Below are 19,387 nucleotides of genomic sequence, written 5' to 3'. Positions count from 1 at the left end.
ATCGCGTTAGCCTAACTGTTTACGGGCATTGCGGAAGATACGCATCCACGGACCGTCTTCGCCCCAGTTTTCCGGGTGCCATGAGTTGGCAACGGTACGGAACACGCGCTCCGGGTGCGGCATCATGATGGTCACGCGTCCGCTTTCGTTGGTCACCGCCGTGATCCCGTTCGGCGAGCCGTTCGGGTTAGCCGGATAAGACTGCGTCACCTTGCCAAAGTTATCAACATAGCGCAGCGCCACCAGTCCCTCGTTTTCAAGCTTCGCCAGATGTGCCGCATCGCGCACTTCAACGCGGCCTTCACCGTGCGATACAGCGACAGGCATCTGCGACCCCACCATTCCCTGCAGCAGCAGCGATGGGCTCTGGGTGACTTCCACCAGGCTGAAACGGGCTTCGAAACGATCCGAATGGTTGCGGACAAAACGCGGCCACAGGCTGCTGCCCGGAATCAGCTCGCGCAGGTTCGACATCATCTGGCAACCGTTACAGACCCCCAACGCCAGCGTCTGCGGACGGTGGAAGAAGGTCTCAAACTCATCCCGCACACGCTCGTTGAACAGGATAGACTTCGCCCACCCCTCGCCCGCCCCCAGTACGTCGCCGTAGGAGAAACCGCCGCACGCCACCAGCGACTGGAACTCCGCAAGACCGCGACGCCCCGCCAGCAGGTCGCTCATATGGACGTCAATGGCGTCAAAACCCGCGCGGTAGAAGGCAGCCGCCATCTCCACATGCGAGTTCACTCCCTGCTCGCGCAGAATCGCCACCTTTGGACGCGCACCTTTGGCGATGTACGGCGCCGCCACGTCATCGTTCAGTTTGAACGTCAACTTCACGTTCAGACCCGGGTCGTTATCGTGCGCTTTCGCCTGATGCTCCTGATCGGCGCACTCCGGGTTGTCGCGCAGGCGCTGCATCTGCCAGGTGGTTTCCGCCCACCAGACGCGCAGGGTCGTGCGGCTTTCGCTAAAGACCGGATGTCCGTCGGCGGTAATCGTGAAGCGATCCCCGACCACGGCTTTACCCAGGTAGTGCACGCAATCGGCAAGACCGTGAGAGGCCAGCAGAGATTCCACCGCTTCGCGATCCTGCGCGCGCACCTGGATAACCCCGCCCAGCTCTTCATTAAACAGCGTCGCCAGATGGTCGCTGCCCAGCGCGGCGATGTTGACATCAACGCCGCAGTGGCCGGTAAACGCCATCTCAGCAAGCAGAACCAGCAGGCCGCCGTCTGAGCGGTCATGCCAGGCCAGCAGCTTACGCTGGGCCACCAGCGCCTGCATCGCATCGTAGAAGCCTTTCAACTGCTCGACGCTGCGTACATCGGCAGGTTTATCGCCAAGCTGACGGTACACCTGAGCAAGCGCTGTCGCGCCCAGCGCGTTGTGGCCAAGGCCCAGGTCAATCAGCAGCAGGGCGTTATCGTCGGTAGAGAGTTGCGGCGTGACGGTGCTGCGCACGTCCTCGACACGGGCAAACGCGGAAATCACCAGCGACAGCGGTGAGGTCATCTCGCGCTGCTCGCTGCCTTCCTGCCAGCGGGTTTTCATCGACATGGAGTCTTTACCCACCGGAATGGTCAGACCCAGCGCCGGACAAAGCTCTTCACCCACCGCTTTCACTGCGGCGTACAGACCCGCGTCTTCGCCCGGGTGACCGGCAGCGGCCATCCAGTTCGCCGACAGCTTGATGCGTTTGATATCGCCAATCTGCGTACCGGCGATGTTGGTCAGCGCTTCGCCGACCGCCAGACGCGCGGAAGCGGCAAAGTCCAGCAGCGCGACCGGCGCACGCTCGCCCATCGCCATCGCTTCGCCGTAGTAGCTATCGAGGCTGGCGGTGGTCACCGCGCAGTTCGCCACCGGGACCTGCCACGGGCCTACCATCTGATCACGCGCCACCATGCCGGTCACGGTACGGTCGCCGATAGTGACGAGGAAGGTTTTTTCCGCCACTGTCGGCAGATGCAGCACGCGCTTCACGGCGTCGGCAATGCTAATGCCGTGGCGATCCAGCGCCTCGCCTTTCGCGGTTAAGGTCAGCACATCGCGGGTCATCTTCGGCGTTTTACCGAGCAGAACGTCCAGCGGCAGATCAATGGGCTGATCATCGAAATGGGTATCATGCAGGCTGAGGTGCTTCTCTTCCGTCGCCTCGCCGATCACCGCGTACGGCGCGCGCTCGCGGCGGCACAGGGCATCGAACAGCGGCAACTGCTCCGGCGCGACGGCCAGCACATAGCGCTCCTGGGACTCGTTACACCAGATTTCCAGCGGGCTCATTCCCGGCTCGTCGCTCAGAATATCGCGCAGCTCAAAGCGCCCGCCGCGACCGCCATCGCTCACCAGTTCCGGCATCGCGTTCGACAAACCGCCAGCGCCAACGTCGTGGATAAACAGAATCGGGTTCTCTTCGCCCATCTGCCAGCAGCGGTCGATCACTTCCTGGCAGCGGCGTTCCATCTCCGGGTTGTCACGCTGTACGGAGGCAAAATCCAGATCCGCATCGGACTGACCGGACGCCATTGACGACGCCGCGCCGCCGCCCAGGCCGATATTCATCGCCGGGCCGCCCAACACAATCAGCTTCGCGCCGACCGGGATCTCGCCTTTCTGCACGTGGTCGGCGCGAATGTTGCCGATACCGCCCGCCAGCATAATCGGCTTGTGGTAGCCGCGAAGCTCTTCGCCGTTGTGGCTATTGACCTTCTCTTCATAGGTACGGAAGTAACCGTTCAGCGCAGGGCGGCCGAATTCGTTGTTAAACGCCGCGCCGCCAAGCGGGCCATCGGTCATGATATCGAGCGCGTTTACGATGCGATCCGGTTTACCGAAATCCTCTTCCCACGGCTGCTCGAAGCCCGGGATACGCAGGTTCGAGACCGAGAAACCCACCAGACCCGCTTTCGGCTTAGCGCCGCGCCCGGTCGCCCCTTCGTCGCGAATTTCGCCGCCGGAACCGGTCGCCGCCCCCGGCCATGGTGAAATCGCCGTTGGGTGGTTGTGGGTTTCGACCTTCATCAGGATATGCACAGGCTCCTGATGGAAATCGTAACGGCTGGCGTCGCCATCAGCGAAGAAACGGCCAACGCTCGATCCTTCCATCACGGCGGCGTTATCTTTATACGCTGACAGCACGTGATCCGGCGTGGTTTCGAAGGTGTTCTTGATCATTTTGAACAGCGACTTCGGCTGCTGTTCGCCGTCAATCACCCAGTCGGCGTTGAAAATCTTATGGCGACAATGTTCAGAGTTTGCCTGCGCGAACATGTACAGCTCGATATCGTTCGGGTTGCGGTTCAGGGTGGTGAACGCATCGAGAAGATAGTCAATCTCGTCATCCGCCAGCGCAAGGCCCAGGCGCAGGTTCGCGTCGGCCAGCGCCTGACGCCCCTGCCCCAGGACATCGACGCTGGAAACTGGCGTCGGCTGATGGTGAGCAAAAAGTTTTTCCGCCTCCTGCAAGGCACTGAATACACATTCCATCATGCGGTCATGTAGCGCAGCGGCAACCTCATGCCACTGCGCCTGCGTCAGGGTTGGCGCATCGATATAGTACGCCACGCCGCGCTCAATGCGGCTTATCTGCGTCAGTGCGCAGTTGTGGGCGATATCGGTAGCTTTTGAAGACCAGGGGGAGATGGTGCCAGGGCGGGGGGTGACGAGCAGCAGTTTTCCGGCGGGAGTGTGGCTTTGCAGCGCTGGGCCGTACTGCAGCAAACGCGCCAGGCGGGCATGCTCATCGTCTGAGAGCGGAGCGTTCAGCTCGGCAAAGTGCACATACTCGGCGTAAATGTTGCTGACCGGAAGGTGGGCTGCCTGAAAACGTGCCAGCAGTTTGGTAATACGAAATGCAGACAGTGCAGGCGAACCACGCAGAATTTCCATCATAAGTCTCTCGTCTTCTGGGTTTCAGTGTGCGCAATGGCGGAAAACGGGCGTCATTATAGTGAATCCTGAGCGTCGACGAAACCGTTTGCGTCGAAATAAAATCACCACCGCCTTTTATCAATCGTTGTGACTCGCTTCACTAATCAGTTGCCAATTGGCGGAATGTTAAGCAAAATGCCGCTCACCCCGTCCAAACGTCGAATGTTAACATGGTAATTGCTGGCTGAACCTGCCTGGAACACAGAGAATTAACTAATTGAAAAAATTAAAGATTAATTATCTGTTTATCGGCATAGTCACCCTGCTATTGGCAGCGGCGTTATGGCCCTCTATTCCCTGGTTTAGTAAACCAGAGAACCGTATCGCCGCTATTCAGGCGAGCGGTGAGCTGCGCGTCAGCACCATTGTCTCTCCCCTGACCTTCGCCAACCTCAATGAAAAAGATTACGGCCTGGATTATGAGCTGGCGCAACAGTTTGCCGATTACCTCGGCGTCAAGCTGAAGGTGACCGTACGCCAGAATATCAGCCAGTTGTTTGACGACCTCGATCGCGGCGATGCCGATATGCTGGCTGCAGGCCTGGTCTATAACAGTGAGCGCATTAAACGCTATCAGTCCGGCCCAACCTATTACTCCGTCTCCCAGCAGTTGGTGTATCGTAAAGGTGGCTTCCGGCCGCGCTCGCTGTCCGACATTGGGCCGCAGCAGTTGATCATCGCGCCGGGACACGTCGCGATTAACGACCTGCAGGCGCTGAAAGCGAAAAAATACCCTGGCCTTACCTGGACGGTGGATGACAAACGCAGCAGCGCCGAATTAATGGAAGCGGTGCTGGAAGGCAAGCTCGAATACACCATCGCCGACTCCGTCGCGATAAGCCTCTTTCAGCGCGTCCATCCGGAACTGGCAGTAGCGCTGGATATTACCGACGAACAGCCGGTCACCTGGTTTAGCCTGAAGGACGATGACAACACCCTGCCGGCGGCGATGCTCGATTTCTTCAACAACATGAATGAAGACGGCACCCTCGCCCGCCTGGAGGAGAAGTATCTGGGGCACGGCGATGGCTTCGACTATGTCGATACCCGCACCTTCCTGCGCGCCATCGACAACGTGTTGCCCGACCTTCAGCCATTGTTCCAGAAGTACGCCACTGAGATAGACTGGCGTCTGCTGGCGGCGATTGCCTATCAGGAGTCGCACTGGGATCCGCAGGCGACTTCCCCGACCGGCGTGCGCGGACTGATGATGCTGACCAAAAACACTGCCCAAAGCCTGGGACTGACCGACCGCACCGACGCAGAACAAAGCGTCAGCGGCGGCATGCGCTACCTGCAGGATATGATGGGGAAAGTGCCGGACACGATCCCCAGAGACGAGCGTATCTGGTTTGCGCTGGCGGCCTACAACATGGGTTATGCCCATATGCTGGACGCCCGCGCCCTGACAGCGAAGCAAAAGGGCGATCCGGACAGCTGGGCCGACGTGAAGCAGCGTCTGCCGTTACTGAGCCAGAAGCCGTATTACACCCGGCTCACCTACGGCTATGCGCGGGGGCACGAGGCCTATGCTTATGTGGAAAATATTCGTAAGTACCAGATAAGCCTGGTGGGATACCTGGTGGAAAAAGAGAAGAAAGTGGCGAAGGCGATTGAAATAGCCCATGACTACCCCGCCGTCAGCGCGAGCGAGCTTAACCGCAACAACTTCGGCATGCTGCCGTTTATTTCGCTGTCGCCGAACGAAAACTCCGGCCAGATTGAAGTGACGGCGCCGAATATGCTGGTCGACGCCCGGCGCCGCTAGGGCCGTTCGTTACGTTTTTGCGCCTTAATTTGCGCCCGACGCGCCCGGAAGAAATCACTCAGCATCGCGGAGCACTCCCCGGCAAGCACACCTTCAGTGACCTCGACCCGATGGTTCATTCCCGGATGATGCAGCACGTCCATCAGCGAACCCGCCGCGCCGGTTTTGGCGTCACGCGCGCCAAACACAACGCGCCCAATTCGGCTGTGCACCATCGCCCCCGCGCACATAACGCAGGGCTCAAGGGTGACGTACAGCGTGGTATCAATAAGCCGGTAGTTTTGCAGCACCAGTCCGCCCTGACGCAGCGCCATGATCTCCGCATGGGCGGTAGGATCGTGACGGCCAATCGGTCGGTTCCAGCCTTCGCCAATCACCTGGTTTTGATACACCAGTACCGCCCCGACCGGGACCTCCCCTTCATCCCAGGCCCGCTGAGCAAGCCCCAGCGCATGACGCATCCAGTATTCATGGTTCAGTTCAGTATCGGACACGGTGGTCACTCCGGCAGAAAAAGCGGGGCGCATTATACATAGCAGCGATACATTATTCGAGTGGCTGCAGCTCGCCCTGCGGCGTAACCCGCCAGCGGTGCTGGCAGAGACAGAGCAGCGGATTATCCTGATTGCTGTCGCTATAGCCGCTATACAGTTGCAGCGGCGCGCCCAGCTTTTTTTCCAGCTGCGCGACTTTCTCGTGACCCAAGCAGCGCAGGGTCAGCACCCAACCGCCGTAGCCCCGCGTCACCTGGCTGGCGATAAGGTTGACCTGCGCCAGCCAGAGGGTGTCGACGTAGACCTGCTCCACCAGCGACTGCGGCGACCCGGTAATAAGCCAGACGTCAGCATCGGTACTGGTAAGGTAGTGCGTCAGGCGCTGATGTACGGCGGGAAATTCGGTGACGCGTTCACGAAAACGCGCCACAAAGCGGGCTTCCCGCGCCCTGAGCACCGCCTCAGAGTGACCAAAGGTTGCGCCCCACAGCAGCAGGCTCATCGGCCAACGCGCCGCGCGCCCCTTAATGAGCAGCCCCAAAACGATCGCAGGCGACAGCAGCAGCACCAGCAGCGCATTCGGCAACGAGCGCCGCACGAGATAGCGCAGGAAAGCGCCAAAAAGATCCTGCTGATGCAACGTGCCATCAAGATCAAAAAAGACCACCCGACGCCGGTTACCCACTCTCGCGCTCTCCCTCATTGTCATGACGGTATCATCGTTATTCCTGATAAATAGCCTATCAGATAGCACCTCACATTTGTTAAAACGTTCAGCAATGTATCTTTAACTCTCCATAATGAGGGCGTATCCTGTTGATAAAAATAATGAATCACTTAACCTTTCGTCGATATTTTCCCCTGCGGCCGCATTGTTAAGTACGATAATCCTCTATAATCGAATAAAAAATTCTGGCAGTAGGCCAACCCCTGGTCCTCTGGAGAGCAAATGAACTGTTTAATCCGCATCCGCCAGCGCTACCCAGGGCTTGCGCAGAGCGATAAAAAACTGGCCGATTTTATTCTGGCGCAGCCCGATCAGGCGCGTCATCTCAGCTCGCAGCAGCTGGCAAGCGAAGCTGGTGTCAGTCAGTCAAGCGTGGTGAAGTTCGCCCAGAAAATGGGATTCAAAGGATTTCCGGCGCTCAAGCTGGCGCTAAGCGAAGCGCTGGCGAGCAATCCGAACCCACACTCCATGCCGGTGCATAACCAGATCCGCGGCGACGATCCGCTACGCCTGGTCGGCGAGAAGCTAATCAAGGATAATGTCGCCGCGATGCACGCCTCGCTTGATGTGAACAGCGAGGATAAGCTTCTGGAAAGCGTGACGCTTTTGCGCAACGCCCGGCGCATTATTATCACCGGCATCGGCGCTTCCGGGCTGGTGGCGCGCAATTTCAGCTGGAAGCTGATGAAAATCGGCTTTAACGCTGTGGCGGAACAGGACATGCACGCGCTGCTGGCGACCGTACAGGCGATGACGCAGGACGATCTGCTGCTGGCCATCTCCTACTCCGGCGAGCGGCGCGAGATCAACCTCGCCGCGGACGAAGCGCTGCGCGTCGGTGGAAAGATCCTGGCGATCACCGGTTTTTCACCCAATGCGTTGCAGCAGCGAGCCTCGCACTGCCTGTATACCATTGCTGAAGAGCAGGCGACCCGTAGCGCGGCTATCTCATCCACCAGCGCGCAAATGATGCTGACGGATCTTCTGTTTATGGGACTGGTGCAGCAGGATCTGGAGAATGCGCCGGATCGTATTCGTCACAGCGAGGCGCTGGTGAAAAAACTGGTCTGAACAGAGAATGAGCGTATAATGCCCGCCCTGTTTGTGTTGTTTCTGAGAGTTTCCTGATGGCGCTGTTAATCACCAAAAAATGCATCAACTGCGATATGTGCGAACCGGAATGCCCGAACGAGGCGATTTCAATGGGCGACAGCATTTATCAGATTAACAGTGACCGCTGCACCGAGTGCGTAGGGCATTACGACACCCCAACCTGTCAGAAGGTATGCCCGATCCCCAATACGATTATTAAGGATCCAGGGCACGCGGAAAACGAAGAGCAGTTGTGGGATAAATTCGTCCTGCTACACCACGCCGATAAGCTTTAGCTTTCAACAATCACCGTAGCGCAGGCATAGTGGCGCTCGTCAGCAAGCGTGACATGAATATGCGCCACACCTAAACGCTGCGCCAGACGTTCCGCCTCGCCCCACAAACGCAGCTTCGGCTTGCCCAGCACATCGTTGTAAACCTCAAACTGATTGAACGCCAGACCGTTGCGAATACCGGTACCCAGCGCTTTCGCTGCGGCTTCTTTGACCGCAAAGCGTTTTGCCAGAAAGCGCACCGGCTGCTGGTGCACTTCCCAGATGAGCCACTCGTTATCGCTTAACACCCGTTTCGCCAGGCGATCGCCGCTTCGGGCGATCACCGCTTCGATACGGGAGATTTCGACGATGTCGGTGCCCAGACCAAGAATGGCCATTACCCGCGCGCTTCCAGCATCAGACGCTTCATCTCAGCCACCGCCTCTTTCAGACCGCTCATCACCGCACGACCGATAATCGCGTGGCCAATGTTCAGCTCATGCATTTCCGGCAACGCGGCGATGGCTTTGACGTTATGGTAGGTCAGACCATGACCGGCGTTCACCTTCAGCCCCAGGCTCGCAGCGTAGGTTGCCGCTTTCGCGATACGCGCCAGCTCTTTCGCCTGCGTCTCTTCCGTTTTGGCATCCGCATAGCAGCCGGTATGAATTTCGATATACGGGGCGCCAACCTCGGCTGCGGCTTTGATCTGCTCATCATCGGCGTCGATAAACAGCGATACCTGAATACCGGCATCCGCCAGGCGTTTGCAGGCGTCACGCATTTTGTCGCGCTGGCCGGCCACGTCCAGACCGCCTTCGGTGGTCACTTCCTGACGCTTTTCCGGCACCAGGCAGCAGAAATGCGGTTTGGTTTCGCAGGCGATAGCCAGCATCTCTTCGGTGACCGCCATTTCCAGGTTCATTCGGGTGTCGAGCGTCTGGCGTAAAATACGCACATCGCGATCGGTAATATGGCGACGATCTTCACGTAAATGCACGGTGATACCGTCTGCCCCGGCCTGCTCGGCGATAAACGCCGCCTGCACCGGGTCAGGGTACGCCGTTCCACGCGCGTTACGTAAAGTGGCAATGTGGTCAATGTTGACGCCTAACAGTAATTCAGCCATGACAATCCTCGTTAATCATTATTCGTTTTCACTGCGCGTTTTGGCATAAATTGCCGGAACAGCTCCCGGCTTTTTAACGGCTTGCCCCCAAGATACGGCTTTAGCGCCATACGGGTAAAGCGTTTCGCAGCGCGCAATGTATCAACATCCGGAAATTCTCGTGCATCAAGCGCTTTCAACTGTCGCCCGGTAAAGGTGCTGTTGTCGAAAACGACGCTGGCGATAAACCCTTTTTCCTCACGGTAGCGATAGGTCATGGTGTCATCGACCTCCTCACCGCTGCCCGCGCAGTGCAGGAAATCGACGCCGTAACCTAAATGGCCGAGCAGCGCGAGCTCAAAACGCCTGAGCGCGGGTTCAGGGGAACAAGTGGCGCCAGCAAGCGCCTGAATACAGTGCAGATAATCAAAAAAGAGTTCAGAAAAGCGGGTCTCATGTTCGAGCACACGGGAGATAAGCTCATTGACATAAAGACCGCTGTAGAGCGTGATGCCGCTGAGCGGCAGCGCCAGCGAGACCGCCTCCGCGCTGCGCAACGTTTTAACATCGCCGCGCCCGCCAAAACGGACCAACAGGGGGGTAAAAGGCTGCAAGGCGCCTTTCAGATTAGAACGTTTGGAACGTGCGCCTTTAGCGACAAGGCGCACGCGACCCGACTCTTCCGTGAAGACGTCCAGCATCAGGCTGGTTTCGCTCCAGGGGCGACTATGCAGGACGAAAGCGCGCTGCCAGCCCTCCATGAGCGTTTACTCAGAGATCGTCAACGTAACCGAGACTGCGCAGCGCGCGCTCGTCGTCGGCCCAGCCGGATTTCACTTTCACCCACAGCTCCAGGTGAACCGGCGCTTCGAACATTTCCTGCATGTCTTTACGGGCTTCGATACCGATGGTTTTGATCTTGGCGCCTTTGTTGCCGATGACCATCTTTTTCTGCCCTTCGCGCTCAACGAGAATAAGCCCGTTGATGTCGTAACCGCCGCGCTCGTTAGTCACAAAACGCTCGATCTCAACAGTCACGGAGTACGGCAGTTCGGCACCGAGGAAACGCATCAGCTTCTCGCGGATGATTTCAGAAGCCATAAAGCGCTGCGAACGGTCGGTAATGTAATCTTCCGGGAAGTGGTGAATAGCCTCCGGCAGATGCTTGCGAACGATGCTCGCGATGGTATCGACGTTCATCCCGGTTTCCGCGGAGAGAGGCACGATATCGAGGAAATTCATCTGGCTTGCCAGGAACTGCAGGTGCGGCAGCAGATCCGCTTTTTCCTGCACGTTATCCACCTTGTTCACCGCAAGGATCACCGGCGCTTTACCTTCGCGCAGCTTGTTGAGCACCATTTCGTCATCCGGTGTCCAGCGAGTGCCTTCCACAACGAAAATCACCAGCTCAACGTCGCCGATGGAGCTGCTCGCCGCTTTGTTCATCAGGCGGTTGATCGCGCGTTTTTCTTCCATATGCAGGCCCGGAGTATCAACATAAATCGCCTGATACTCGCCTTCGGTATGGATACCGACGATGCGGTGACGCGTGGTCTGCGCTTTACGGGAGGTGATCGAAATCTTCTGCCCGAGCAGTTTGTTCAGCAGGGTGGATTTGCCAACGTTAGGACGTCCAACGATGGCAATAAATCCGCAATAGGTTTTGTCGTCGCTCATTCCAGCTCCAGTTTTTTCAGCGCCTGTTCGGCGGCAGCCTGCTCCGCCTTACGACGGCTGGAACCCGTGCCAACCACTGGTTCACTCAGGCCACTGACCTGGCAGTGGATAGTAAATTCCTGATCGTGGGCTTCGCCACGAACCTGCACCACCAGATAGGACGGTAGCGGCAGGTGGCGGCCCTGTAAATATTCCTGCAAACGGGTTTTCGGATCTTTTTGCTTATCACCCGGGCTAATTTCATCCAGTCGTGTCTGATACCAGGAGAGGATCAGCTGCTCAACGGTCTGAATATCGCTGTCGAGGAATACGCCGCCAATCAGCGCCTCGACGGTGTCCGCGAGAATCGACTCACGACGAAAACCGCCGCTTTTCAGCTCACCCGGCCCCAGACGCAGGCATTCGCCCAGCTCAAACTCACGGGCGATTTCCGCCAGCGTATTGCCACGCACCAGCGTCGCGCGCATACGGCTCATATCGCCCTCGTCAACGCGCGGAAAACGGTGATACAGCGCGTTGGCGATGACGTAACTTAAAATGGAGTCGCCGAGGAACTCCAGACGCTCGTTGTGTTTGCTACTGGCACTGCGATGGGTTAATGCCTGTTGCAACAGCTCCTGATGATGAAAAGTGTAGCCCAGCTTACGTTGAAGCCGATTAATTACGATGGGGTTCATGTGTTACCAATAAAATGAATGCGTCAAAAATTCAGCACACGAAACCGACCTGAAATAACCAACGCGGTTTCGTGTGCCGTGGCTCCCGAGCGGGCGCCAACCTAAAACTTCGGGGGGATATTCTATACGCAACGGGGGGGGATGTCGTTAGTCTGAAGGAATTTATATTCTAAATATTTCATGCCGCCGCGTATTTGCGGCGGCATGAACAAAAAACGCGAAATTAATGGATGCCGCCAATACGATTTAAACGTACGCCGGTCGGCCATTCGCCTTCTTGTTTTTCAAAGCTCATCCAGATGCCAACCGCTTTACCCACCAGGTTCGCCTCAGGAACGAAGCCCCAGTAGCGGCTGTCGGCGCTGTTGTCGCGGTTGTCGCCCATCATGAAGTAGTGGCCTGGCGGCACAACCCAGGTCGCCAGCGGCTGGCCTGGTTGCTGGTAGTACATTCCCAACTGATCCTGCGCGATAGGCACCGTCAGAATGCGGTGGGTCACATCGCCGAGCGTCTCTTTACGCTCCGTCAGACGCACGCCGTTTTCTTTGCGCTCGCCCTTCGGCAACTGCCAGAAACCGCTGGTCGCTTCCCCGCCGTTACGACGAGCAAACGTCTGGACGAAATCGCTCGCCTCAACGTTTGAGTAGGTCACCGGCAGCGCGTTGCCGCAGGCCCGGCCTGAACTGCAGCCTGGCTGAATGGTGAGCTCTTTCGCGACCGGATCGTAGGTGACTTTATCCCCGGGAACGCCAATCGCGCGCTTAATATAGTCCAGGCGCGGATCTTCGGGATATTTGAACACCACGATATCGCCACGTTTCGGATGTCCCGTTTCGATTAGCGTCTTCTGATAAATAGGATCTTTAATTCCGTAGGCGTATTTCTCCACCAGAATAAAGTCCCCGATCAGCAGCGTCGGCATCATCGAGCCCGAAGGAATTTGAAACGGCTCATAGATAAACGAGCGCACCACCAGCACGATCGCCAGCACCGGGAATACCGATGCCCCGGTTTCCAGCCAGCCCGGTTTCGGGTCGACTTTCTTCAGGGTCTTAGGATCAAGCGAATTCCCCGTCGCCGCCTGCGCGGCGGCCTGACGTTCACGGCGTTTTGGTGCAAAAATAAACTTATCCAGGCACCATAAGACGCCCGTCACCAGGGTAGCCACGACCAGGATCAGGGCAAACATGTTCGCCATGCCAACTCCTTAAGGGTTATTTACTGTCTTTACCGACATGCAGAATGGCGAGGAACGCTTCCTGCGGCAGCTCAACGTTACCAACCTGCTTCATACGCTTCTTACCTTCTTTCTGCTTCTGCAGCAGTTTTTTCTTACGGCTGACGTCACCGCCATAGCATTTTGCCAGAACGTTTTTACGCAGCTGTTTCACCGTTGAACGCGCAATAATGTGGTTGCCGATGGCCGCCTGAATCGCGATATCAAACTGCTGGCGCGGGATCAGCTCTTTCATCTTCTCCACCAGCTCGCGACCGCGGTACGGCGCGTTGTCGTTGTGGGTGATCAGCGCCAGCGCGTCGACGCGCTCGCCGTTGATCAGCACATCCACACGCACCATGTTGGACGCCTGGAAGCGTTTGAAGTTGTAGTCCAGCGACGCATAGCCGCGTGAGGTCGACTTCAGACGATCGAAGAAGTCGAGCACCACCTCCGCCATCGGGATTTCATAGGTCAGCGCCACCTGTTTACCGTGGTAAACCATGTTGGTCTGCACGCCGCGTTTCTCGATGCACAGGGTTATCACGTTGCCGAGGAACTCTTGCGGCAGCAGCATATGACATTCGGCGATCGGCTCACGCAGTTCCTGAATGTTGTTCAGCGCCGGCAGTTTGGACGGGCTGTCGACGTAGATAATCTCTTTCGAGGTGGTCTCAACTTCGTAAACTACCGTCGGCGCGGTGGTGATCAGATCGAGATCGTATTCACGTTCCAGACGCTCCTGAATGATCTCCATGTGCAGCAGGCCGAGGAAGCCGCAGCGGAAGCCGAAGCCCAGCGCCGTCGAGCTTTCCGGTTCGTAGAACAGGGAAGCATCGTTCAGGCTCAGTTTGCCCAGCGCATCGCGGAAGTTTTCATAGTCATCGGAGCTGACCGGGAACAGACCTGCGTAAACCTGCGGTTTGACTTTCTTAAAGCCTGGCAGCGCTTTGTCCGCCGGGTTACGGGCCGTAGTCAGGGTATCCCCTACCGGCGCGCCGAGAATGTCTTTAATGGCGCACACCAGCCAGCCTACCTCGCCACATTTCAGCTCGGTACGGTCAACCTGTTTCGGGGTAAAGATGCCGAGACGGTCAGCGTTGTAGACCTGACCGGTGCTCATTACCTTGATTTTGTCGCCTTTACGCATGGTGCCGTTTTTAATACGCACCAGCGACACGACGCCAAGGTAGTTATCAAACCAGGAGTCGATAATCAGCGCCTGCAGCGGCGCATCCGGGTCGCCTTCCGGCGGCGGGATATCGCGCACCAGACGTTCCAGCACGTCGGGAACGCCGACGCCGGTTTTCGCCGAGCAGCGAACCGCGTCGGTGGCATCAATACCCACGATATCTTCAATCTCATCTGCCACGCGCTCAGGGTCGGCCGCAGGCAGGTCGATCTTGTTGAGAACCGGAACCACTTCCAGGTCCATTTCCATCGCGGTATAGCAGTTTGCCAGCGTTTGCGCTTCTACACCCTGCCCGGCGTCAACCACCAGCAGCGCGCCTTCACAGGCCGCCAGAGAACGAGAAACTTCATACGAGAAGTCAACGTGGCCCGGGGTATCGATAAAGTTCAGCTGGTACGTCTCGCCATCGACGGCTTTGTAATCCAGCGTCACGCTTTGCGCTTTGATAGTGATGCCGCGTTCGCGTTCCAGATCCATAGAATCAAGAACCTGGGCTTCCATTTCACGATCAGAAAGGCCACCGCAAATCTGGATAATACGGTCAGACAACGTCGACTTACCGTGGTCGATGTGAGCAATGATCGAAAAGTTACGTATATTCTTCATATTAGAGTTAATTATGCCTTACGAATTCCTGGAGGCCGCTGTTCTGCGCCTGACGTATTGATCGTTCGAAAACGCCGCATTCTACACTACATCTCCGTCACCAGGAAATGCTCTTCCGGCAAGCATAGCGGTTACCAGAAGGGAGATCCCGTGACAGAGGTAAATAAAGATAAAAGCCAGTGAATTCACTGGCCCATTTCAGAAGATGTGGTATCGGTACGCAGCAGTTCTGGCGGTAAGCCGACGCTTAAAATTGTCGGCTGTAGGGCATCGCGCGCCGCCAGTTTCGGCGACAGGCCGCGGGCGATGAGAAAACCACCAACGCCGCCGAGCAGCGCGCCAGTCAGCGCCGCCAGATCGCTGCCAAAGAAAAGCTGGAACAGCGCTGCGACGGTGAAGAGCCCGAACAGCGGCGTCATGTAAACCAGCAGTGCGGAAGTCAGCAGACTGCCTTCGCCAATACCCAGCTCCACTTTTTGTCCAACAGACAGCGGCTGCGCGCTTGGCACGCTGATCGTGTGCTGGGTTTGCGGCCCGAGTTTATTGAGCACCCGGCTGCCGCAGCCTACACGAGAAGCACAACTGCTGCATGAGGCTTTAACGTCGCAGCTGACCTGCGCTACGCCGTCATGCCAGGTGATGACGGTCGCCCACTCTTTGATCATGGCGACGTTCCTGGTTTAATGCTGTCGGCAATGCGCTTCGCCGTCTGCGGCGGCAGTTCGCCGACGATGGTGATTTCCGCGTTATCGCGCACCGTGGTGCTCACGGTACGGCGGCCGGTACGCAGCATCTGCTCGCTGCTGGTCGGCGTGGCGCGGTTAATGTTCACCGAGAAGCTGAACAAACCATCGGAATAGAGCTTGGACTCCACCGGGGTATCGATGGTCGGTAGCCTGCGCCGACTCTCTGCAACCTCGACAAACCCCTCGGGCAGCCAGGCTGGCGCCCAACTGAATTTCGCTTTATCGCCGGACGGAACGGAGAGCTGCGGCGGCAAGCTGGCTTTCGCCAGATTTTGCATATAGTCGCTCACCTGAGGGCTGACGGAAAACGAAATCACGCGGAACTGCTCCAGCGTTTCGCCATCGCGATCCAGCAGGTCAACGCGCATCGGCAGCTTGGTTTCCGCATCCAGCCAGACAATATAGCTGTAGCGGGTACCGTCTCTCGCCACCACGCGGATCACCTCGCACAGCCGGTCCGCGATGCGGGTGCGACCAACAGAGATGAAATCATAGTACGGCGAGAGGCGTTTAAAATCGGTATAGATTAGCGAAGGCAGCGAGTCGACGATGTAATCGCCGTTGAGCGTGAAAGGATCGAGGCCTGGCTCGAAGTAGCTGATTTCGCTGCCGCGTTGCACAACTTCACGACGCGGTCCGTCCATCTGCAGCAGTTGCGCCAGCGGCTGGTTATTCAGCCGCGCGTGGCGATAACGTAATGACTCTACGCCCTGCTTGTTGATGCTGATGAAGGACAGCTCATAGTTGAGAGACTGGCTTGCCATATTCATCTCCTGCAACAACGCCCCGGACGATACATCTGCCGAGGCGTTAACGGAGAAGAACAGGCTACCAGCCACAAGGGACATGGCACACCAAAGTTGCTTCATTACTGCGATTGCGTTCCTAACGTTTGATATCCTGGCACCTGAACCGCAGCCTGCTGGGTCTGTGCCTGTTCAAACTGAAGCTGTTCAGAATGCAGACGACGCTGCAATTCGTAATCCTGCAACATTGCGTTAATGCGGCGACGCTGCTCCTGCACCTGCTGCTGTTGGCCGGTTCCGGCGTTAGCATCAGCAGGTACTCCCAGGCTTACCGGGCTGGCTTTGCCCATCATCGGCAGGGTGTTGAACACCGGCGCTTCCGGCTGCTGGGAAGTTTCAGATTTTCCATTATAGTGCTGGACGCCCACGATGACTGCAAGTGAAACACAAGCCGCAACACCCATTTGGGTTAATGAACTCGCCCACGGACGAACTTTGTTCCAGAATGGCATTTTCTGCCACTGGTGCGGCGCTGGCTGGGCTTCAGGAATGAGCGGCGTCGCCTGGCGAACGGGCTCGTTCGCGATGGCCGCCATCACGCTTGCTGAGACGTCAAAGTGAAGAGTTTCTGCCGTATCACCGCGCATGGTGTCGCGGATGAGATGGTAACTCTCCCACGTTTTTTGCATTTCAGTGGAGTGAGTCAGCTCGTTGAGCAGTTCACTGTCCAGCGTTTCCCCATCCATTAAAGCGGAAAGTTTTTCTTTCTGCATGCCTAATACCTTTTCCAGTATTCCGCCATCGTCAACGCCTGATTAGCGGTTGAACTTTATTATCAATAGCTTCCCGTGCACGGAAGATACGTGAACGAACCGTACCCACCGGACAATCCATGATAGCGGCTATCTCTTCATAGCTCAGGCCATCCAACTCCCGCAGCGTAATTGCCATGCGTAAATCTTCCGGAAGCGACTCAATGGTACGGAAAACTATTTGTCTCAGTTCTTCTGACAACATTAAGTTCTCAGGGTTCGAAATTTCTTTCAGTGCGCCGCCACTTTCGTAGTTTTCTGCGTCAATCGCATCCACATCGCTGGATGGCGGACGTCGCCCTTGAGCAACCAGGTAATTCTTCGCCGTGTTGACGGCGATACGGTACAGCCAGGTATAGAAAGCACTATCCCCCCGGAAAGAATCCAGCGCACGATAGGCCTTTATAAAAGACTCTTGCACCACGTCAGGCACATCGCCCGACGGCACATAGCGGGAAACCAGGCTCGCCACCTTATGCTGATAACGCACTACCAGCAGGTTAAACGCCTTCTGATCTCCCTTCTGGACCCGTTCGACAAGGACCTGATCCGTTAACTGCTCGCTCATCCGAGGTAATGTCTCCTCAAACCAAATTCCCATGCGTAATCAGAACGCCACTCCATCACTGCACTATGAGCAAGCACGAGGTTAGAGTGCGCGGTTGCCATAAAGTTCAGTTACGCTTTTACTTTTTGCTAATCACAGTAGACCGTTCATTATCATTCATTATAAGTCTACCAATACTTAATGAAGAGTCAGGTGCGCGAATAGACGTCTGAAATCAACCAGCAGAGTAACGTAACACACGCTTTTTTTCATCATAAAATCTGAAGCTAACGATCTGCTTCGCAATTATTTTTTTACCTTTACAGTTCATCTCCCTTCCCCCTTCTGTTTAGCAAGCTCAACGTACAAGAAAAAATTGCGTGCTGTTCGTCGCTTTATGGTGCTATGCTGAACAAACACTGTTTAGTAAATTAAACAACATGCTAAATACAACTCCCGATCTCTCTTGTGATGTCCTCATCGTCGGCAGCGGTGCTGCTGGTTTATCCCTTGCGCTGCGCCTCGCTGAGCACCATTCGGTGGTCGTACTCAGCAAAGGTCCCGTCAGCGAAGGATCGACATTTTATGCCCAGGGCGGTATTGCTGCGGTGTTTGATGAAACCGACAGCATTGAGTCCCATGTTGAAGACACACTGGTCGCTGGCGCCGGTATTTGCGATCGCCATGCGGCCTCCTTTGTCGCCAGCAACGCCCGCCATTGCGTACAGTGGCTTATCGATCAGGGCGTGCTGTTTGACACCCAAGTACAGGCCAACGGTGAAGAGAGCTATCACTTGACCCGTGAGGGCGGGCATAGTCATCGTCGGATCCTGCACGCTGCCGACGCGACCGGCAAAGAGGTGGAAACCACGTTGGTCAGCAAAGCGCTGAGCCACCCTAACATTCGGGTCATTGAGCGCAGTAACGCGGTGGATTTGATCGTCTCCGATAAGATTGGCTTGCCCGGCACCCGCCGCATCGTCGGTGCATGGGTCTGGAATCGCAACAAAGAGACCGTGGAAACCTGCCAGGCGAAATCCGTGGTGCTGGCCACCGGCGGCGCCTCCAAGGTTTATCAGTACACCACCAACCCGGATATCTCCTCCGGTGACGGCATCGCCATGGCCTGGCGCGCAGGTTGCCGGGTGGCAAACCTCGAGTTTAATCAGTTTCACCCGACAGCCCTGTATCACCCGCAGGCGCGCAACTTTTTACTCACCGAAGCGCTACGTGGCGAAGGCGCGCTGCTCAAACGCCCTGACGGCACGCGCTTTATGCCGGATTTTGACGAACGCGCCGAGCTTGCGCCTCGCGACATCGTCGCCCGCGCGATTGACCATGAGATGAAGCGTCTCGGCGCCGACTGCATGTATCTCGATATCAGCCACAAACCGGAAGCGTTTGTGCGCCAGCACTTTCCGATGATCTACGAGAAGCTGTTGGGGCTGGGCATCGACCTGACCAAAGAGCCGGTGCCAATTGTACCGGCGGCGCACTATACCTGTGGCGGCGTGATGGTGGATGACTTTGGCCGCACCGACGTCGACGGTCTGTACGCGATTGGCGAAGTCAGCTATACCGGTCTGCACGGCGCCAACCGTATGGCGTCGAACTCACTGCTTGAGTGTCTGGTCTATGGCTGGTCGGCAGCAGAAGATATTCGTAAACGGATGCCCTACGCCCGCGCGGTCGATGCGCTCCCGGCCTGGGACGAAAGCCGTGTGGAAAATTCAGATGAACTGGTGGTTATCCAGCACAACTGGCACGAGCT

The 19,387-nt window shown here is 57.0% G+C and carries 19 protein-coding genes; 4 read left to right on the top strand and 15 right to left on the bottom strand.

Annotation, left to right across the window (positions count from 1 at the left end; all coding sequences use genetic code 11):
- Nucleotides 1-6: 6 nt before the first annotated feature.
- Nucleotides 7-3,894 carry a phosphoribosylformylglycinamidine synthase gene (purL, locus tag JO226_RS05560; RefSeq protein WP_293494448.1) on the bottom strand — a complete coding sequence of 1,296 codons (3,888 nt, stop codon included), beginning with the start codon at nt 3,892-3,894 and terminating at the stop codon, nt 7-9.
- Nucleotides 3,895-4,150: 256 nt separating this feature from the next.
- Here purL and mltF point away from each other — a divergent pair, with 256 nt between their 5' ends.
- Nucleotides 4,151-5,701 carry a membrane-bound lytic murein transglycosylase MltF gene (gene mltF, locus JO226_RS05555; protein ID WP_293494445.1) on the top strand — a complete coding sequence of 517 codons (1,551 nt, stop codon included), beginning with the start codon at nt 4,151-4,153 and terminating at the stop codon, nt 5,699-5,701.
- On the opposite strand, the gene tadA is transcribed toward mltF, so the two are convergent.
- Nucleotides 5,698-6,228 (bottom strand): tRNA adenosine(34) deaminase TadA, encoded by a 531-nt coding sequence (tadA, locus tag JO226_RS05550; RefSeq protein ID WP_293494442.1) that lies wholly within the window; start codon nt 6,226-6,228, stop codon nt 5,698-5,700. The genes mltF and tadA overlap by 4 nt on opposite strands.
- Nucleotides 6,229-6,247: 19 nt before the next feature.
- Entirely contained in the window at nt 6,248-6,898 is a 651-nt protein-coding gene (gene yfhb / locus JO226_RS05545; RefSeq protein WP_293494591.1) for a phosphatidylglycerophosphatase C, read from the bottom strand.
- Nucleotides 6,899-7,144: 246 nt separating this feature from the next.
- Here yfhb and JO226_RS05540 point away from each other — a divergent pair, with 246 nt between their 5' ends.
- Nucleotides 7,145-7,993 (top strand): MurR/RpiR family transcriptional regulator, encoded by an 849-nt coding sequence (locus tag JO226_RS05540; RefSeq protein WP_293494438.1) that lies wholly within the window; start codon nt 7,145-7,147, stop codon nt 7,991-7,993.
- 56 nt (nt 7,994-8,049) lie between these two features.
- Nucleotides 8,050-8,310: a YfhL family 4Fe-4S dicluster ferredoxin gene (locus tag JO226_RS05535; RefSeq protein ID WP_293494435.1), complete on the top strand. Its 261-nt coding sequence runs from the start codon at nt 8,050-8,052 to the stop codon at nt 8,308-8,310.
- Here the strand turns inward: JO226_RS05535 and acpS are convergent.
- The 12 genes from acpS to rseD all read right to left on the bottom strand — a co-directional run bounded on the left by acpS (nt 8,307) and on the right by rseD (nt 17,693).
- Nucleotides 8,307-8,687: a holo-ACP synthase gene (gene acpS, locus JO226_RS05530; protein WP_293494432.1), complete on the bottom strand. Its 381-nt coding sequence runs from the start codon at nt 8,685-8,687 to the stop codon at nt 8,307-8,309. The genes JO226_RS05535 and acpS overlap by 4 nt on opposite strands.
- The gene (gene pdxJ / locus JO226_RS05525) at nt 8,687-9,418 is read right to left on the bottom strand and encodes a pyridoxine 5'-phosphate synthase (RefSeq protein WP_293494429.1); all 732 of its coding nucleotides are present in this window, start codon (nt 9,416-9,418) and stop codon (nt 8,687-8,689) included. The genes acpS and pdxJ overlap by 1 nt, the downstream gene beginning before the upstream one ends.
- Nucleotides 9,419-9,429: 11 nt before the next feature.
- Nucleotides 9,430-10,158 (bottom strand): DNA repair protein RecO, encoded by a 729-nt coding sequence (gene recO / locus JO226_RS05520; RefSeq protein WP_293494426.1) that lies wholly within the window; start codon nt 10,156-10,158, stop codon nt 9,430-9,432.
- A 10-nt stretch (nt 10,159-10,168) separates the two neighbouring features.
- Entirely contained in the window at nt 10,169-11,074 is a 906-nt protein-coding gene (gene era, locus JO226_RS05515) for a GTPase Era (protein ID WP_293494424.1), read from the bottom strand.
- Nucleotides 11,071-11,751: a ribonuclease III gene (gene rnc, locus JO226_RS05510; RefSeq protein ID WP_038255011.1), complete on the bottom strand. Its 681-nt coding sequence runs from the start codon at nt 11,749-11,751 to the stop codon at nt 11,071-11,073. The genes era and rnc overlap by 4 nt, the downstream gene beginning before the upstream one ends.
- A gap of 223 nt (nt 11,752-11,974) precedes the next feature.
- Nucleotides 11,975-12,949, bottom strand: coding sequence for a signal peptidase I (gene lepB / locus JO226_RS05505; RefSeq protein ID WP_293494417.1), 975 nt, complete (start codon nt 12,947-12,949; stop codon nt 11,975-11,977).
- A gap of 16 nt (nt 12,950-12,965) precedes the next feature.
- A complete protein-coding gene (gene lepA, locus JO226_RS05500; protein ID WP_293494414.1) occupies nt 12,966-14,765 on the bottom strand; it encodes a translation elongation factor 4 in 1,800 nt (599 codons plus the stop codon).
- Nucleotides 14,766-14,950: 185 nt separating this feature from the next.
- Nucleotides 14,951-15,430 carry a SoxR-reducing system protein RseC gene (gene rseC, locus JO226_RS05495; RefSeq protein WP_293494412.1) on the bottom strand — a complete coding sequence of 160 codons (480 nt, stop codon included), beginning with the start codon at nt 15,428-15,430 and terminating at the stop codon, nt 14,951-14,953.
- Nucleotides 15,427-16,380, bottom strand: coding sequence for a sigma-E factor regulatory protein RseB (gene rseB, locus JO226_RS05490; RefSeq protein WP_293494410.1), 954 nt, complete (start codon nt 16,378-16,380; stop codon nt 15,427-15,429). The genes rseC and rseB overlap by 4 nt, the downstream gene beginning before the upstream one ends.
- A complete protein-coding gene (gene rseA, locus JO226_RS05485) occupies nt 16,380-17,030 on the bottom strand; it encodes an anti-sigma-E factor RseA (RefSeq protein ID WP_293494408.1) in 651 nt (216 codons plus the stop codon). The genes rseB and rseA overlap by 1 nt, the downstream gene beginning before the upstream one ends.
- 31 nt (nt 17,031-17,061) lie before the next feature.
- Complete coding sequence (rpoE, locus tag JO226_RS05480) at nt 17,062-17,637, bottom strand: RNA polymerase sigma factor RpoE (protein ID WP_045326113.1); 576 nt, start codon at nt 17,635-17,637, stop codon at nt 17,062-17,064.
- A complete protein-coding gene (gene rseD / locus JO226_RS05475) occupies nt 17,634-17,693 on the bottom strand; it encodes a rpoE leader peptide RseD (RefSeq protein ID WP_237325151.1) in 60 nt (19 codons plus the stop codon). The genes rpoE and rseD overlap by 4 nt, the downstream gene beginning before the upstream one ends.
- 363 nt (nt 17,694-18,056) lie before the next feature.
- Here rseD and nadB point away from each other — a divergent pair.
- On the top strand, nt 18,057-19,387 hold a 1,331-nt coding region (gene nadB / locus JO226_RS05470), incomplete at its 3' end, for an L-aspartate oxidase (protein ID WP_293494400.1).

Origin of the sequence: Pluralibacter sp. (assembly GCF_019237635.1) — a bacterium.
Classification (GTDB): Bacteria; Pseudomonadota; Gammaproteobacteria; order Enterobacterales; family Enterobacteriaceae; genus Enterobacter_B.
Note: the sequence above shows the minus strand (reverse complement) of the source record. Positions and strands in the feature narration are given on the sequence as shown.

Excerpts from the sequence above, each read along its gene's own strand:
- JO226_RS05535 (WP_293494435.1), top strand. The coding sequence starts at position 8,050 with ATGGCGCTGTTAATCACCAAAAAATGCATCAACTGCGATATGTGCGAA.
- rseC (WP_293494412.1), bottom strand. The coding sequence starts at position 15,430 with ATGATCAAAGAGTGGGCGACCGTCATCACCTGGCATGACGGCGTAGCG.
- tadA (WP_293494442.1), bottom strand. The coding sequence starts at position 6,228 with ATGCGCCCCGCTTTTTCTGCCGGAGTGACCACCGTGTCCGATACTGAA.
- recO (WP_293494426.1), bottom strand. The coding sequence starts at position 10,158 with ATGGAGGGCTGGCAGCGCGCTTTCGTCCTGCATAGTCGCCCCTGGAGC.
- rpoE (WP_045326113.1), bottom strand. The coding sequence starts at position 17,637 with ATGAGCGAGCAGTTAACGGATCAGGTCCTTGTCGAACGGGTCCAGAAG.
- era (WP_293494424.1), bottom strand. The coding sequence starts at position 11,074 with ATGAGCGACGACAAAACCTATTGCGGATTTATTGCCATCGTTGGACGT.
- lepA (WP_293494414.1), bottom strand. The coding sequence starts at position 14,765 with ATGAAGAATATACGTAACTTTTCGATCATTGCTCACATCGACCACGGT.
- pdxJ (WP_293494429.1), bottom strand. The coding sequence starts at position 9,418 with ATGGCTGAATTACTGTTAGGCGTCAACATTGACCACATTGCCACTTTA.
- acpS (WP_293494432.1), bottom strand. The coding sequence starts at position 8,687 with ATGGCCATTCTTGGTCTGGGCACCGACATCGTCGAAATCTCCCGTATC.
- purL (WP_293494448.1), bottom strand. The coding sequence starts at position 3,894 with ATGATGGAAATTCTGCGTGGTTCGCCTGCACTGTCTGCATTTCGTATT.
- rseA (WP_293494408.1), bottom strand. The coding sequence starts at position 17,030 with ATGCAGAAAGAAAAACTTTCCGCTTTAATGGATGGGGAAACGCTGGAC.
- rseB (WP_293494410.1), bottom strand. The coding sequence starts at position 16,380 with ATGAAGCAACTTTGGTGTGCCATGTCCCTTGTGGCTGGTAGCCTGTTC.
- lepB (WP_293494417.1), bottom strand. The coding sequence starts at position 12,949 with ATGGCGAACATGTTTGCCCTGATCCTGGTCGTGGCTACCCTGGTGACG.
- rnc (WP_038255011.1), bottom strand. The coding sequence starts at position 11,751 with ATGAACCCCATCGTAATTAATCGGCTTCAACGTAAGCTGGGCTACACT.
- yfhb (WP_293494591.1), bottom strand. The coding sequence starts at position 6,898 with ATGAGGGAGAGCGCGAGAGTGGGTAACCGGCGTCGGGTGGTCTTTTTT.
- JO226_RS05540 (WP_293494438.1), top strand. The coding sequence starts at position 7,145 with ATGAACTGTTTAATCCGCATCCGCCAGCGCTACCCAGGGCTTGCGCAG.